Raw genomic sequence first — 16,421 nt, 5'->3', positions numbered from 1 at the left:
TTATCATTGGGTGGAAATATTGGATGGGGTGGGCACCATTGACAGTGATTGGTGACCGCTCTTGGCTTTTTCCTATAAAAAATCCCCCAAAATGTCGAAACTCACATTTTGGAGGATTCCTATTTTCTCCTATTCCGCCTCTGTCAAACTCTTCGCAGCCTCAAATAAAATATGCACCCCATTAGCTAAATGACCTGTATCAGACCACTCCTCTGGACAATGGCTTAAACCGTTTTTACTTGGTACGAATATCATGCCTACCTCTGTAACATCCGAAAAGACCATAGCATCATGTCCGGCGCCGCTATTGATCGAACAATAGGCAATTCCCAATTCTTCGCTCTTTTGCCTGAGAAGAGAACGAACATTTTCACTAAGTGCTTTTGGCTGAATATATAATTGCTGCTTTACCGAGATCCGAATGCCATCTACTTGATTGGACTGAATTAATGTCTGCACCTTCTCCAGCACACTTTGAACATTCTCTTCTTTTCCTGAACGAATGTCGATTGTGAAAATAGTTTTATCCGGAATAACGTTGGCACCGTTCGGATAGACATGTAAGCGGCCAGTAGTGATGACCGTCCCTTCTCCTTCTTTCTGGGCAAGATCAGGTAATTGTGCAATAATTCTTGCTGCTGTCACTAACGCATCTGATCTGCGATCCATCGGAGTTGTACCTGCATGGCCTGCTTGACCCTCAACCGTTACCTCAAGCTGAGTCAAGCCCACAATCGCTTCTACAACGCCAATCGGAATATTAGCTTCTTCAAGAATCGGGCCCTGCTCAATATGTAATTCTAAGAAAGCCTTCATTGTTTTCGGATCTCTTACCTTGACCAAGGATGAATCTAATCCGATTGCCTCCATCGCTTCAACCGTTGAAATTCCATCCGAATCCTTAAGTTTTTTGAAATCTTCCTCGCTCAGTGTGCCAATGATTCCTCTTGATCCCATGAGGCCTCCGCCGAATCTCGATCCCTCTTCTTCAATCATCGCAATAACTTCTAATGGATATTTTGGCTTCAATCCCTTTTCTTGAAAAAGGGCAGCCACTTCTAGACCTGCGACAACTCCAGCAGCTCCATCGTATGCACCGCCGTTAGGGACTGAATCAAAGTGAGAACCGACAATAACACTTGGCGCATCCTTTATACTTCCTTCTAGCCTGCCAAAAATATTGCCTAAACCATCTTCACGGACTACTAAACCATACTCCCCCATGGTTTCTTTAATATAGTTTCTTGCCAGTAAATCCTCTTGACTATAGGTAAGGCGTGTTACCCCTTTTCCCGGAGTTGCCGTAAATTTTTGCAATTCTTTAATATGGTTTTCAATTCTTTGTTGAGACTTTGACATATGAATCCCTCCAAAACTAAAACTTTACAAATGAAAGATAAGCGGGCCGATATTACTTGGCCATTTCATTTTACCAAATAAATCGAACCCGCAATATTTTTCAATTTCTGCTGAATGAAGTTAAAATTATTTCAAGAATCCTACGAAAATACCTGCTAATACTACGGAAACCATTGTAACGGTGATGAATCCTCCAACAAGCATTGGCGGCAGCATATGACTTGTTAGAACCTCTTGTTCCTTTTTGTCTTTTGTTAATGATTTAATGACCTCATTCGTAATTATATAGTCTGCTGGAAATCCATATAATGCTGTCAAGGAAACCGCAAACGCCATTTCTTTACTCACCTTCAATACCTTTCCGATAATGAACGAAAAGATGTACATTCCGATTACACCTAATACAATAGTTCCAACTAAAGGATAAATAATTTGAACCAACATACTTGGAGTCGCATTTTTTAATGAGTCAAAAACAAAGAGCATTAAAATCATAATACCTATTCCAAAGCCATTTGCTTTAAATAGAATTTGTCTTTCCAGAAAACCAACACTTCTTCCAATAACGCCAAATACTAAACATAATACAAACGGACTGATCTCGAAAATTGGTGCAAATGACTTTGATACAAGATAAGCTAGTAAACCGACAATAGCTAGACGAAGGAATTTAAAATAATCTGTGTTGTACTCTTTAGGATGCTTTTTAAATAGCTTCGGTTCATCTTCTTCACTAGAATCACTCTGTTCAGCTTCTAATTTTGATAAATTTCCACTGCGATATTCCTTAAGCAGCCGTTTTCCTTCCTTCTTTAATACGATAGAAGTTAATGGATAACCTGCAAAACCTTGCATGACATAAATGACGATGGCAAATACAGATAAGGACATAAGACCTAATTCTTTTGCACCTTCAGACATAATAACAGCAGAAACGATTCCACCTACTAATGGCGGGATCGCAACTACAACAGTGTTCCAGTCCCAAATAAATGTCCCAATTCCAAATAACGCAGCAATAATTCCTAAAATACCAGATAACGCAATAACGATCGTCTTCCATTGCTTTATTAATTCTTTAACTGAAAGTAACGTCCCCATATTTGTGATGATTAAATAAATCACCATCGTTGCAACAACTGGCGGTACACCAGCAATAGGTACGATATCCTTAGGGAAAAAAGTCCAATATCCGATAAGAAATAAAACCGCACTCACAAATACGGATGGGATCCAGGCTTTTGTTCGAGTAGAAATAAAATCTCCAATATATAATATGAAAACAACAATGACTAAAGCTAACATTTGGGACATGAGAATCCCTCCCTTTCATTAAAATCAATTTACCAATATTACGAAAAATTCAAACAATTAATTACGAAAAAAAATGTCATTATACTGAAATGGAATGTGTACCGGGTTTAGTCGTGCTTGAGAAACAATCCGGTACGTATCCTTCTACTATTTATTATTTTCTAAATATGTTAAAGTCGCTATTCCTAAAGTTTTCGCTGCAATCAGCATTCCTTTTTCATCGATATCAAATTTAGGATGGTGATGTGGGTAGGTTTCTTCCCAATCAGGATTTTGTCCGCCTGTGAAGAAAAATGCTCCCTTAACCTTTTGAAGATAATAAGCAAAATCCTCTCCGCCCATTTCCGGCTCAATTTCAACAACAGCTTTAACACCGGGTACTTGTTTCGCGAGTTCTACAACAAACTCCATTTCCTCTTTCGGATTGCAGGTTGCTGGATAGCCCTTTTGATAGTCGTACGAATATTCTACATCTGCAGCTAAGCATGTTCCTTTAATAATGCGCTCTATTTCAGTTTCAATAAACTCACGTGTCTTTTCATTAAAGGTTCTCACTGTACCAGCAAGTGATGCAGAGTCCGCAATGACATTCGGAGCATTCTTTGCTTCAAATGAACCAATGGAAATTACCGCTGAATCAAGTGGAGATACTCTGCGAGAAACAATCTGCTGAATATTGCCAACAAGCTGTGCGCCAATGACAACACTATCTTTTGTGCGATGAGGCTGTGAACCGTGTCCTCCACGACCTTGGATTTTCACTTTGAAGAAGTCAGCGGCTGCCATCATAGGTCCTTGCCGATATTCAATTGTTCCCACAGGAGCAGTTGCCCAAATATGCTGGCCAAAGATTACATCGACTCCATCTAAACAGCCATCCTCTATCATCGCAATCGCTCCGCCAGGCAGAACCTCTTCCGCGTGTTGATGAATAAAGACAACATTTCCTTCAAACTCTTCCTTTATACTATTTAATACTTTTGCTAAGACAAGCAGTGTAGCTGTGTGGCTGTCATGTCCGCAAGCGTGCATAACTCCATCTACTTTTGATTTATATGGGACATCGTTTTCTTCTTTAATCGGAAGTGCGTCAAAGTCAGCACGCAATGCAACTGTTTGGCCAGGTTTTCCACCGCGCAGTGTGGCTACAACCCCACGTCCTCCAACACCTGTGCGGATCTCATGGCCTAACTTTTCATGATACTCAGCAATATATTTGGGTGTATTTTCCTCTCGGAAAGAAAGCTCTGGATATTGATGTAAATATCGGCGTACTTCTACCATTTCATCATAAGCCTGATCTAATAACTCATAAAGCTTGTTCATATTCATTCACTCCCACTTAAACGGCTAGAATATTTTATCGAAATAGAAATATTCAGTTGTTTTTCTATATGGAATATAATAAAATATCTGAAAATTAATTCAATGTTCATTTGTACAATGTTAAGATCTAATTATTGTATAATAGTCCATAAGGAGTGATTTTATTTGATAAAACAACAGCTATTTACTTTACTTCAAAATAAATTTAATCATATTTCTTTCAAACTATATTATTTCGAAAAAACAAACCAAAGGGCCCAACTCCTATATTCTCATGGTGATATGACAGATATTGATATTCCCTTATTAGCATATCACTCAGTAAAAAAGTACCACGTTCAGCCGAGTACTAATCATATCCTTTACACATTTTTCTACTCAGAAAATGATCAGGTCCATTTTCAACTTTCTAATTCCGCCATCCACTTGTCTAGATTTGAGCTTGATGAACTTTATATCCTTTTTTCTGTAGTTGGTCTAGAAAATAAAATATGCGCAAAAGAGATTGAGCTAACAAGTATGATAGAGAGCATCCTTTCAATCACTGCCTCCCTAAAGCTTGACGAGGTTCTTGATAAGATTGTTAATCAAGCCCTGAGCGTCATTCCTGCTGCAGATGCTGGCTATGTACAATTAGCCAATGATCGAACAAAGGATTTAACGGTAAAATCAGCAATTGGATTTAATAATAAGCTGCAAGCAATCAGAGTAAAATTCGGGGAATCCATTACAGGAAGAGTATATCGCGATGGAAATCCTGTAATCTATTACTCAAAATCCGAAATCTACGAAGGAATGGAAACTCTTTCGAAGAGTAACTTCACTAATATTCAAAACGCTAGTGATCATTCTAAATTAAGATCCCTCATTTCAGTCCCTCTAAAATTAGATAACGAGCCAATAGGTGTCATGACTGTTCATCAATACGAAGCGGAAGGAAAATTGACCGAGGACGATCTTCGATTATTAGAGGGCTTCGGGGCGCAAGCAGCAATTGCCATTCAAAACGCAAGACTTTATCAGGAAAAAAATGCACAATTAGAAGAAATCACAGAATTAACAAAACGCTTAGAGGAAAAAAATAGACTCCTATTAAGGAGAGCAGAGATTCATGAAAACTTAACTCGTCTCTCCTTGCAAAATAAAAGTGTAGAGTACATCATCAGGGAATTAAATCGAATGATGGGCAGTGAGGTTTTCTTTTTTGATAATTTAGACTCCGAGCTTTTTCCGAAAATAACAATTCATTATCCATATTTAAGCAATGACGAGTTTGCTGAAATCCTCAGGTCTAAGACAAAACCATTTTATATAGATATTAATGATGAGAAGGAAATGAAATATTATGTATATCCGATATTAACGGACCGCGTTTCCCTAGGCTGTTTTATTATCCCGTTTCTAAAACCGATTTCATCCCAAGACAAAATGACCATTGAACAAGCAAGCTCTGTTCTGGCACTAGAGCTAACAAAGCAAAAAACCCAGGCAGAGGTTTACTATAAAAAAACAAAAGAAGTCTTCAATGACCTGCTGAATAATAAAGATCCAGTCATTTTGGAGGAAATTGGGGAGGCATTAGGTTTAAATACTAATTCATACTTCTCCGTACTTTTGCTGGAAATTGTTTCATACACAGACCTGCAAATATTAGAGGCAGTTATTCATCGTCTCATTTCTAGAATAAAACGGAGAATCCCTGAAAAAGGAACACTCGTATATGGATTTCATAATAAAGTCACGATTCTCTTTTCCACAAATCACCCAAGTGAACTTGATGAATTGGCATCGATGTTCGATTCCTTATTTTTGAAATGGGGAAACCAAGAAAACATCCCTCTTTACGCCGGTCTTAGTTCCTCTTATAAGGGAATGCACGCCATTTCGAAATGCTATGACGAGGCAAAAAAATCACTTGCTTATTTAATCACCCGGCATAAAACAGGAGTCATGAATTACAAAAAGATGGGGATCAATCGACTATTTCTCGCACAGCCTTCCCCGGAAATTGAGCAATTTGCCAATGATATTTTGGCTCCATTGCGATCGGAAAGGGCACAAAGCAATGATTTAGAAAAAACACTTTTCACCTATATAAGACTGAACAAATCGATAATCGAAACGTCTGAAAGGCTGCATGTTCATAAAAACACACTCTATCATCGCATAAAAAGGATTGAGGAACTGCTCCAGCTTGATTTCAATGATCCAGATGACTATTTACAAATATTATTAGCCTGCCATCTGCATGAGAATTTTTCTAATAACGAATAGGCTGCAGTTATTCTGTTCTCAAACATTCGATAATCATATGAGTGCCTGTCCATTGCCCTATTGCAAATGATTTCAGGACAGGTACTTTTTTACATTCCTCTCTGTACAAAATTCTGAATATTCATTATAATAATGCGAATATGAAAGATTCTCCTGCTGATTTTTCAACAAATGAATAGAAACACCATGAAGAATCTATTTTGTTCTGAATACTGGGGGAATTAATATCCATGCAAAATATTCAAATAAGAAATAAAAATACGTTGCTGATGATTGGTATTATTTTCGTTGCATTTACTCTAAGACCTGCGATTACCTCGATTGGCCCTTTAACAGGGCACATCCGGGATGAAACAGGAATTTCCAATGGGATAGCAGGGCTGCTAACTACCTTGCCGCTCATTTCCTTCGGACTGATTTCGCCTTTTGTACCCAAAATCGCAAGAAGGCTTGGAAATGAAATGAGTGTTATGATTGGATTATGTATTTTAGGTTCAGGAATTATGATTCGCTCTGCCGGCACACTTTCTCTCCTGTTTTCTGGAACAATCTTGATTGGCTTAGGAATTGCCGTCTGCAATGTACTGTTACCTGGAATTGTTAAACAATCCTTTCCAAGAAAAGTCGGGCTTTTAACAGGTATTTATACTCTCTCAATGGGAGTTTTTGCTGGTTTAGCACCCGGTCTTAGCATCCCGCTTGCCGATTCGCTTGGCTTAGGCTGGAGAATATCCCTTGGAATATGGGCACTAATCATTTTAATCGCTATCGGCTTTTGGCTGCCTCAACTTAAAGTGAAAGATATAACCTTCGATAGCCCTAAACAAAAACAAACCGGCTCGCGCATTTGGTTTTCATCTATAGCATGGCAGGTAACCCTCTTTATGGGATTGCAATCAATGGTTTATTTCAGTATAACCGCCTGGCTTCCAGAAATTCTGCATACTCAAGGATTTAATATTGCTATTGCAGGCTGGATGCTTACTATATTCCAATTTTCTGGGTTGCCTGCAAACATCATTATTCCTATTCTTGCTGATCGGCTTCCAAACCAAAAAAGTATTGCCTTAGGCATTGGCCTCCTATGCTTAACTGGTTTATTCGGATTAATGTTTGTCACGAATAAAGCCCTTATTATCTGTTGTATTATTATGCTTGGAATATCCCTTGGAGCAGCTATTAGCCACGGTCTAACTCTTATTGGGCTGCGGGCGGCAAATGCAAAGCAAGCCTCTGATCTTTCTGGGATGGCGCAATCCGTTGGGTATTTATTAGCAGCACTTGGACCATTTATGATTGGTTTCATATTTGATTTCTTTCATACTTGGACGATCCCGTTAATTCTGCTTGTTGTCATTACGGTTATTTACACGATAGCTGGAATTGGAGCCGGACGAAATTTATATGTTTTACAGGAAAAAATAAACACACACGAGCATAAGAAAGCCCCTTCCACCATTGCTTAAAATTGAACTATAATAAATGCAGGAATTTTCCATTATATCTAGTATTTATTATTATCCATAATAGAAAAGAGGAAGCTACTTGAATAGAAGAGTTCTAGTATTAGGAGGAACCCAGTTTTTCGGAAAGAAATTAGTTATGAAGCTTTTGCAGAATGGCGATAAGGTTACAGTTGCCACAAGAGGAATAACACCGGACCCATTTGGAGATCAGGTGGAAAGATTAAAATTGGATAGGCGAAATAAAGAGTCGATTGACGATGCACTTGCGGGTCGTCAATGGGATATTGTCTATGACCAAACATGCCAATCCCCGCTGGAGGTACAATATATATTAGAAGCCTTAACAGGAAAAGTGAGAAGGTACATTTTCACATCTACTCAGGCAGTCTATGATTTCGGGATTAATCATAGGGAAGAGAATTTTATTCCATTCGAGTTTCTTTATGAGCTACGGCCGAGAGAAGAATATAGTGGATATTCCGGCTATCAAGAAGCAAAGCGTTCAGCTGAAGCTCTATTATTCTCTCAGAATGAAATCGAGATCGCAGCTGTCCGTTTTCCGATCGTTATCGGCAAGGACGACTTTACAAACAGATTAAAGTTCCATATAGATAAAATCATCAATAATGAAGAAATTGGCCTTTCCAATCCTGAAGCCAGATATAGTTTTATCTTATCTGATGATGCTGCCCAATTTTTATATGATTTAGGGGCATCCTCTTTCACTGGCTCTATCAATCCTGGCTGTAAAAAGGATATCTCACTAAAGGAACTGCTAGGAAAAATCGAGTCGCAATTAAATCTAAAGGCAAAAATTACGGATAAACTAACAAAGGAAAATGCCTCTCCTTATTCTTTTGAAGGCTCTTGGTCTATTAATACAAGTAAGGCAGAAGAGGTTGGATTCACCTTTGCTGATTTAGATGGAGTGTTAGAGGATTTAATCAATTATTATTCTATTAGTCATGCACAAAATACTTAAAAATAAGAGCAGGAGCTTTTCATAAATGTAAAAAGCTCCCTGCTCTTAAGCCTCTATTTTACTGGAATCCAGATTTCCGAATAATAATCAGAACTAGATGCGTCATCATCAGGATATACTTCTAATTGTGGTACATTTTCTGCATGCTCATAGCCGCTTGTAGGGAACCACTCCGAGTAGATTTTCTTCCATGTCTTCTGCATCGCCTCAGGCATCGGTCCATGTACTTCAAATACAACCCATTTGGCAGCTGGAATATCCAATGTTAAAAATCCTTCAGCATTTCCATCGTGTTCGGCTGCCACCCAATAATCAATTGCCCCAGATGGCCCATCTCCTTTATTATCAGCACACACACCTAGCACACCTTTGATTTGCCCATTGTTCAGACGTGCTACCTTTTCACATGTTCCATCATTAAGAACCTCATCCCACAGTTTAGGAATGCCTATCAAATTTTCCCCATTGACAATGGAAAACTCCCTCTTAATGCCAACCACCTGAAAACCATCTCTTTCTAATACATTATACTTCATCGGTTCTGCTCCTTTCAGAATTACCTGTATGATCAGGCGTTCATAGAATTTCAGCTTTCCCATATATTTTCGCGCTTCAGTTGGTGAAACACCATGCTGTCGGCGAAATGCCTTTGTGAAAGCCTCGGGAGTGTCATAGCCATATTTATAGGCTAGATCAATAATTTTGCAGTTTGTTCTAGATAGCTCCTGTGCAGCTAAAGTTAGTCGCCTTCGCCTTAGATATTCACCAACAGATATATCTGTTAAGACCGTAAAGGTTCGCTGAAAATGAAATGCCGAGGCATTTGCTTGTTTAGCTATCTCTTCAATTGTTATATCCTCATGCAAATGATCCTCCATATAGTCTATCGCCTTTTGTATAGATTCAATCCAAGCCATTGTCTCACTCCCTTGATTTCATATTAGCAAAAGCAGGAAATGGAATCCTGTCAATTTGTGCTTTGTTCGGACAGAGCATTAATTCCTTTACATAAATACTTTTTCAAATAGAAAGATCGTCTTTGTATGTCAAAAAAGAACAGCTGCCAAGGCTGTTCTTATTAAAAAACCCATCTTATTGAAGTTTACGAATAATTTTCTCTGATATATTTGCCCCATTTTCAATACAATCTGGAATACCCACACCGTAATAAGAACAGCCTGCAAGCATGATTCCTGGATAGAATGCTGACAGTTTTTCCTCTAAATTTTCTACTGTATGCGGGTGGCTGATTAAATAATTCGGCATACTGTCTGTCCATTTTGTAATCTCGCAACTGACAGGCTCAGCTGTGATCCCTAAGCTTTTGTGGATATCCGAAAGAGCTGTCTGCAGAAGTTGGTCTTTGTTCATTTCTGATAAAGATGAGAATGAATGAATACTGCTTTTATAAAAAAGTCTGACGAGCAAATTTTTCGTTTGAGATGTGTGCTCCCACTTCCGGCTAGTCCATGTACAGGCATTACATAGTACATCATGACTTTCCGAAGTAATAAACCCTGTTCCATCTTCAGGAAGAATACTGTCTGGAACATCAAAGCCAACATACATGCTAATGAGAGAGCTATTTCTAAATTGGGAAAAGCTCTTTTCCAGCTCTGAATCATTAAATAACTTCCCAGCCTCATTACTAGGTATACTAAGAACAACATAATCTGCTTCAATTATTTCTTGATTATGCAATATGACTTGATATCGCTCGCCGCTTTTCTCTATTTTATTTATCTTTGTGTTTTTTAATATTTCAGCATCACCGAGTTTTTCCTCGTAAGCATCAATAAGCTTCCCTAAGCCGCTTTTAAAGGAAAAAAACTTCTTTCCTCCGCCACTTTGAAATTTTTCCTTATTAGCTTCAAACCCTTTTATAATGCTGCCGTATTCCTTTTTGTAATCCAAAACATATGGAAGAGTTGAGCCGATTGTGAGGTCGCTTAATTTTCCTGAATATACACCTGATAGTACAGGTGCTATTTGTTTTTCAACTAATTCCTTCCCTAGGAAATATTCTAGGAAATCACCAATGGAATCATTTTTTGTAAATGTTTCGTTTTTTGTATATAAATCCTTCAGTGCTTCTACTTTTCCATCAGCAGACACAAGCGTAGTTTTTGCTAAGGACTCTACACTTGTCGGAATTCCAAACACTGCATCAGAAGGAATCTGCTTAAGTTCATTCTCGGTATAAATAAATGACCGTCCGGAGGCATTATAGACAACTTCATTTTCTAAACCAAGTTCTTTAATAAATGTCATCGTATTGACTTTACGCGAGACAATTGAGTCAGCTCCCGCCTCCATAATAAAGCCACGATCTTTAACCGTGCGAATTTTCCCGCCGAGTTCTGGAGACGCCTCTGCTAGAATAAGCCTAACATCAGATTGATTGGCTTTTTTCCATTTATGTAACTCATATATGGCAGATAATCCAGTGATTCCCCCGCCAATGACTAATACTGTTTTCAATTTTGACACCCCTGTTTTTGATCCTAATTATTGAAAGTGTACCATACTTAGTGCTCCAAACCCTACGGTTCATCTTCCAACAATTTTGTGACTAAAAGGGGTCTTTTGATTTTCTGAGACTGTTTGTCCTTTAAACTGCATACAGTTGTATAAAGGAGGGGTTGGCCATTAAAACATCCATTTCAACGGACCAATTAATTCGATATGCTGTGGCCTACGTATTCATCATCGCTGGAATAATAAAATTAATTAATCCTGAGATGGGGACTTATTTTGTAAACTTAGGACTGCCTTATCCGATTTCAGTGATGTATATCGTTGCCATAGTGGAATTGATCTGCGGTGTCTTAATTTTATTAAATAGAAGTGTAGCAAATGCAACACTGCCCTTAATTGGCATCATGATTGTCGCTATTATTTTAACGAAGATTCCAACCTTGCATACTGGTTTTTTTCAATTTGCAGCCAATGCTCGGTTAGACATTGTGATGCTCATTTTGCTGTTTATTTTATATAGTCAACCAACTAAAAGGGTTTAAACCTTAAAGCCAGTGCAGGGGAATAGTAAAATCCATGCACTGGCTTTTAAAATAGGAGAAGAAAAACTAAAATAGAATCCTTATATTAAACTCTCCGACGACTGCTTATTGTTCAATCGGTAAAATCACTTCTACCTTAGTTCCGTTGTTCATTTCACTTTCTATCTTTAATTGACCTTGATGATCTTCTACTATTTTTTTGGTCACGATCAGCCCTAAACCGGTACCATCAATCTTTGTTGTATAAAATGGAGCAAATAGATTTTCCATATCAGATTGATTAATTCCACACCCTTGATCAATAAAGCAAATAGACAATGTCTTGCTTGCCTGAAATGAAGAAATAACCTTTAGCTGACCACCATTATGCATAGAGTCAATACCATTTTTAATAAGATTAATAAATGCTTGCTTTAACTGATTCTCATCACAAACAACTAAAGGAATATTCTCGTCAAACTCTAATGTAAGCGCTATCCCTTTTTGGCGGGCCAGCTGCTGATTTATAGATATTACATAGGAAAGAGTTTCATTTATATTTTTCAATTGAAAGTGAGGAGATCGCGGTTTGCCAAGCACCAATAAATCATTAACAATCGAATTAATTCTGTCTATTTCTTGATCCATAATGGAAAAATACTGTTGGTCATCTTCGTACTTTTCTTTTTGCAGCTGGGTAAAACCCTTTAGGGAAGCTAGGGGATTTTTTATCTCATGTCCTATTGAAGCAGCCATTTGCCCAATAAATGCTAGCTTTTCCTTATGCCGCATCTCCTCGTGTATTGAAGTCAATGCAAAAATATAGGAAGAAAAACGTCTCATAAAAATATAAGCAATCACAGATAAAATACTAATAATGGCCATCGGAATGACGACTGCTGCCGATTTTATATAGATTCCTACTATTAAATATCTGCATAACGAAACGCCGACCACCGTCCAATAAAAACGTTGGTTAATAAATATAGGAGAAAATAAAAGCAAGATAAGCTCAGCCGCATTTCCGCTTCTATACTCGCCAGTTTCCCCCAAAAACATGATAATATCACTTAATGCCGTGATTCCCAAATAAACGAGAATATATAAGTACTTAATGATATGAAGCCTATTTCTTTTCATCAACAGATACGAAACAGGGATTAAGCTAATAAAGATTACATAATTCCAATAGCTTAATGGGCCGATTAGCCCAGGTTCGGTGTTCGAGATAAACTTTGGATAAAGATAATAATAAAAAATATCATACAAAGCTAAGGTGATATAAAAGGATAGTAAATAGGCAGAAAGTGCCCGCTTTTCCTCATTTTGCAGTAAATAGTCTACTTTCACTTTGTTCATCAGAGTTCCTCACAATAAATAATAATACTTATTATACCTTTTTTCGCTAAAAATCGACAATTTCCTCCCCGTCCGATTAACAGTCTAAAAGAAGCATGAATCATTTGGGCTTTTACCCGTTCGAATTCATGCTTTTAGTATTAGTCTTTAATTTTATAATAAAATTCACGGGCTCTTGCTGCTACCTCTTCTGGGACTTTGTATGTAAGTGGTTCTTGGTGGAGGGCCTGATAGAAATTTATGTCGCTCGTGTCCATCATGCCAATAGTGAAACGCGGTATAAGACGGACATGAATAGCTTGCTTTAAATCCTCATTTAACGAAATATTTAACGCCAAGTTAAAGCTTGCAAATCCTTGTTCTATCAGCGTTTGGAAGATTGCCTTCAATCCAACTGCGAAATCTGTCCAATCCTGATCATTGAGATCATTTATTGAATATTTTTCGGGAAATATAGCGACAAAATCATTTTGACCTTTCGGAGCGTAGGCATGCATCCAAGCTACATTTCCTTTTTCTCCGATCCATCTTTCTCTCATTGCCTTTTCCGTTTCATAAAGATTGGTAAATACATCCTTATTGCCTTCGTAGTCTTTTGTTTTTTCCTCGAGCTGAGCTTGATAGTTTGTCGGTGAATCTGATGCACAAACCTGAATATGAGGGTGAAGAACACTCCCACCAGAGTTAGGCAAATAATTCCAATTTATAGATGCATAGCGTGCTTCAGGATCAGACTCCATTATTCTATTTAAATAGTCCTGTGCAGCCAGAAATGCGTTCGTAATTAACTCTGTTGTAAATTCCTCTAGGCGAACATAATGCTGTCCGGAGAAAATAACAACCCCGTTATGCTTACTATAAGGAAACAGATTCGGAAAGACTACCGCTTCTCCTTTAATAATTCGCCCATTTTGAGTAATTTCTTTCGGAAAGAGCGGGGTCATTTTCAATAAGTTTTCCTGGCAAAAGGGACATCTAGCCCCCCTATTTTGCTTAGCAATTTCTGTGTAGTCTGGCGGTGTAAATACTAATCCAGAATCATAAATAAGACGAGATGATTCCCCGGTAATCGGATCAAAACGGATCTCAGTCCTCCGCTCAATCGGATTTCCTTTGCTATCATAAAACTTAAACCATTCTTCTTTATTCTGAAATGCCATTGCCATGATTCCTCCCCCTTTTTGCTAAATTAGCATGAATGGATTATATTAAAATGCAAGAACCTTCTGAAAAGTGTCCTCGAACGCCATCGAGTATTTCTGAATATAAAGAAGGTTATTGGGATGATGGGTTGTTTACCTAGGTACTTTTCCCATGATTATACCATATTTTGCATAGTTGATAAGTTGATGACTATTTATTCATAGTTGTCACGCATTTTCCATAATCGGACCTAAATGTAAATGTTACAATAGACATGAATCTATACAAAAAGGGGCTTAAAAAATGGCTGAATTAAAACTCGAGCATATTTTCAAAGTCTATAATAATAAATTTACTGCCGTTAAGGACTTTAGTCTTGATATTTATGATAAGGAATTTATCGTTTTCGTTGGGCCTTCAGGGTGCGGAAAATCAACTACTTTGCGGATGATTGCTGGACTTGAGGAGATTTCGCAGGGGGATTTCTATATAGATGGAAAAAGGGTTAATGACCTCCCTCCAAAAGATCGAGACATGGCTATGGTTTTTCAGCACTATGCTTTATACTCCCATTTGAGCGTCTATGAAAATATGGCATTTGGATTAAAGCGCCGGAAATATTCAAAAGTGGAAATCGACCGCCGGGTAAATGAGGCAGCCCATATTCTTGGTATTCAAGCCTATTTAGATCGAAAGCCAAACGTTCTATCTGGAGGACAATGTCAGCGTGTTGCATTAGGGAGGGCTATTGTTCGTGATGCCAAGGTATTTCTCATGGACGAGCCACTTTCTAATCTTGATGCAAAGCTGCGTGTTCAAATGCGTTCAGAGATTATCAAACTGCACGAGCGATTACAAACGACGACCATTTATGTGACTCATGACCAGACAGAAGCCATGACGATGGCAACTAGAATTGTTGTTATGAAGGATGGAGTCATTCAACAGGTCGGAACTCCTATGGAGGTTTATAATCATCCTGAAAATATTTTCGTTGGAGGATTTATTGGGTCTCCTGCAATGAATTTTATTAATGGTGTTCTTGAAGAGAGCGGATTTAGAGCAGGAAGTACTATCCTTTCTGTACCTGAGGGAAAAATGAAACTCCTTTGTGAAAGAGGCTATTTAGGTAAAAATATCATCCTTGGGGTTCGTCCTGAAAATATTCATCATGTTTCTACCTCCATAGAAAATGGATCCGTTATTTTGACTCAAGTTGAGGGTTCCGAGCTAACTGGTGCTGAATTAATGATTAATGCGAGTTTAGAGGGTCAAGGTTTTGTCGCACGTCTTGATTCAGACGCTAATATTAAACGCGGAGAAAAAATTAGGCTTGCTTTTGATATGAATAAGGTCCAATTTTTTGATGATGAAACGGAAAAGAGGATTGGATAAATGTAAAAAGGCTATCTGGTAAGGTAGGAAACCTTAAAAGATGGCCTCTCGTTTAATTTAATCCTGATTATGATTTTCAAGGAGATGCGCCTTTGCTATATGCAATTGTGCCATGGCAAAGTGTCATATACACATCATAATTCTCATCTAAAATGACTAAATCAGCATCCTTCCCAACAGCAAGGCTGCCTTTTTTATCAAAGGCATTAAATTGTATTGCAGGATTAGCTGATCCCATTCGGATGACATCCTCTAGTGTGCAGCCCGTATAGGACATCATATTTTTTATCGCTTGTCCTAGTTTCAATATACTACCAGCCAAGGTGCCATTGCTTAATACAGCTTTTCCATCCTGTACAGTAACTTCTTGACCGCCTAAATCGTAGCTTCCATTTTTTAAACATTTGGCTCTCATAGAATCTGTGATTAAGATAATCCGGTCAGAGCCTATCATTTTATGGGCTAGTTTCACAATCTCAGGTTTAACATGTATTCCATCCGCAATTAACTCTACTCTTAATTCCTTTCTTAAAAATACCGCACCTACGACACCTGGCTCGCGATGATGCAATCCACTCATCTGATTAAAAAGGTGCGTGGCATGAGTTGCTCCGGCCTCAATTGCCCCAATAACCACTTCATATGTAGCATCTGAGTGGCCAATTGAAGCAATGACGCCTGTTTCTTTCAAGTGACCGATAAGCTCTATTCCTCCATCAATTTCAGGGGCCAAAGTAACTAGTTTAATATGATTTTTCGCTAGCTCTTGCCATTTTTTAAATATTTCTACATTAGGTTCAATAA

At 38.1% G+C, this 16,421-nt stretch carries 12 protein-coding genes and 1 pseudogene (1 of these 13 running past the window's edge); 5 read left to right on the top strand and 8 right to left on the bottom strand.

The genetic code is table 11. From position 1 onward, the window contains the following. Window positions 1-129: 129 nt before the first annotated feature. From V7149_RS10665 to V7149_RS10655, 3 genes are all read right to left on the bottom strand, one after another. Window positions 130-1,359 (bottom strand): Zn-dependent hydrolase, encoded by a 1,230-nt coding sequence (locus V7149_RS10665; RefSeq protein WP_335345609.1) that lies wholly within the window; start codon window positions 1,357-1,359, stop codon window positions 130-132. Window positions 1,360-1,485: 126 nt separating this feature from the next. Continuing rightward, window positions 1,486-2,673, bottom strand: a complete 1,188-nt coding sequence (locus V7149_RS10660) for a hypothetical protein (protein WP_335345608.1) — start codon at window positions 2,671-2,673, stop codon at window positions 1,486-1,488. Window positions 2,674-2,820: 147 nt separating this feature from the next. Then, window positions 2,821-3,999: a M20 family metallopeptidase gene (locus V7149_RS10655; protein WP_335345607.1), complete on the bottom strand. Its 1,179-nt coding sequence runs from the start codon at window positions 3,997-3,999 to the stop codon at window positions 2,821-2,823. Window positions 4,000-4,164: 165 nt separating this feature from the next. Here V7149_RS10655 and V7149_RS10650 point away from each other — a divergent pair, with 165 nt between their 5' ends. The 3 genes from V7149_RS10650 (at window position 4,165) to V7149_RS10640 (ending at window position 8,721) form a co-directional block, all read left to right on the top strand. Beyond that, entirely contained in the window at window positions 4,165-6,273 is a 2,109-nt protein-coding gene (locus tag V7149_RS10650; protein ID WP_335345606.1) for a helix-turn-helix domain-containing protein, read from the top strand. A 230-nt stretch (window positions 6,274-6,503) separates the two neighbouring features. Continuing rightward, window positions 6,504-7,739 carry a CynX/NimT family MFS transporter gene (locus V7149_RS10645; protein WP_335345605.1) on the top strand — a complete coding sequence of 412 codons (1,236 nt, stop codon included), beginning with the start codon at window positions 6,504-6,506 and terminating at the stop codon, window positions 7,737-7,739. 79 nt (window positions 7,740-7,818) lie between these two features. Then, complete coding sequence (locus V7149_RS10640) at window positions 7,819-8,721, top strand: NAD-dependent epimerase/dehydratase family protein (RefSeq protein WP_335345604.1); 903 nt, start codon at window positions 7,819-7,821, stop codon at window positions 8,719-8,721. Between the two features lie 53 nt (window positions 8,722-8,774). Here V7149_RS10640 and V7149_RS10635 read toward each other — a convergent pair whose 3' ends face one another. Both V7149_RS10635 and hemG read right to left on the bottom strand, forming a co-directional pair. After that, window positions 8,775-9,638, bottom strand: coding sequence for an AraC family transcriptional regulator (locus V7149_RS10635; RefSeq protein ID WP_335345603.1), 864 nt, complete (start codon window positions 9,636-9,638; stop codon window positions 8,775-8,777). Window positions 9,639-9,813: 175 nt separating this feature from the next. Next, window positions 9,814-11,202, bottom strand: coding sequence for a protoporphyrinogen oxidase (gene hemG / locus V7149_RS10630; RefSeq protein WP_335345602.1), 1,389 nt, complete (start codon window positions 11,200-11,202; stop codon window positions 9,814-9,816). Between the two features lie 161 nt (window positions 11,203-11,363). Here hemG and V7149_RS10625 point away from each other — a divergent pair, with 161 nt between their 5' ends. Beyond that, window positions 11,364-11,741: a DoxX family protein gene (locus V7149_RS10625; RefSeq protein ID WP_335345601.1), complete on the top strand. Its 378-nt coding sequence runs from the start codon at window positions 11,364-11,366 to the stop codon at window positions 11,739-11,741. Between the two features lie 105 nt (window positions 11,742-11,846). Here the strand turns inward: V7149_RS10625 and V7149_RS10620 are convergent, their stop codons facing one another. Both V7149_RS10620 and V7149_RS10615 read right to left on the bottom strand, forming a co-directional pair. After that, a complete protein-coding gene (locus tag V7149_RS10620) occupies window positions 11,847-13,079 on the bottom strand; it encodes an ATP-binding protein (RefSeq protein ID WP_335345600.1) in 1,233 nt (410 codons plus the stop codon). A gap of 140 nt (window positions 13,080-13,219) precedes the next feature. Further along, complete coding sequence (locus tag V7149_RS10615; protein ID WP_335345599.1) at window positions 13,220-14,245, bottom strand: hypothetical protein; 1,026 nt, start codon at window positions 14,243-14,245, stop codon at window positions 13,220-13,222. 280 nt (window positions 14,246-14,525) lie between these two features. On the opposite strand from V7149_RS10615, the gene V7149_RS10610 reads away from it, so the two are divergent. Further along, entirely contained in the window at window positions 14,526-15,617 is a 1,092-nt protein-coding gene (locus V7149_RS10610) for an ABC transporter ATP-binding protein (protein WP_335345598.1), read from the top strand. 76 nt (window positions 15,618-15,693) lie between these two features. Here V7149_RS10610 and nagA read toward each other — a convergent pair. Next, window positions 15,694-16,421, bottom strand: a pseudogene (gene nagA / locus V7149_RS10605) (N-acetylglucosamine-6-phosphate deacetylase); it runs 489 nt beyond the window's last position.

The sequence above is a fragment of the Bacillus sp. JJ1503 genome (assembly GCF_036965125.1).
Classification (GTDB): Bacteria; Bacillota; Bacilli; order Bacillales; family Cytobacillaceae; genus Cytobacillus.
Note: the sequence above shows the minus strand (reverse complement) of the source record. Positions and strands in the feature narration are given on the sequence as shown.

Excerpts from the sequence above, each read along its gene's own strand:
- V7149_RS10615 (WP_335345599.1), bottom strand. The coding sequence starts at position 14,245 with ATGGCAATGGCATTTCAGAATAAAGAAGAATGGTTTAAGTTTTATGAT.
- V7149_RS10660 (WP_335345608.1), bottom strand. The coding sequence starts at position 2,673 with ATGTCCCAAATGTTAGCTTTAGTCATTGTTGTTTTCATATTATATATT.
- V7149_RS10610 (WP_335345598.1), top strand. The coding sequence starts at position 14,526 with ATGGCTGAATTAAAACTCGAGCATATTTTCAAAGTCTATAATAATAAA.
- V7149_RS10635 (WP_335345603.1), bottom strand. The coding sequence starts at position 9,638 with ATGGCTTGGATTGAATCTATACAAAAGGCGATAGACTATATGGAGGAT.
- V7149_RS10665 (WP_335345609.1), bottom strand. The coding sequence starts at position 1,359 with ATGTCAAAGTCTCAACAAAGAATTGAAAACCATATTAAAGAATTGCAA.
- V7149_RS10655 (WP_335345607.1), bottom strand. The coding sequence starts at position 3,999 with ATGAACAAGCTTTATGAGTTATTAGATCAGGCTTATGATGAAATGGTA.
- V7149_RS10620 (WP_335345600.1), bottom strand. The coding sequence starts at position 13,079 with ATGAACAAAGTGAAAGTAGACTATTTACTGCAAAATGAGGAAAAGCGG.
- V7149_RS10645 (WP_335345605.1), top strand. The coding sequence starts at position 6,504 with ATGCAAAATATTCAAATAAGAAATAAAAATACGTTGCTGATGATTGGT.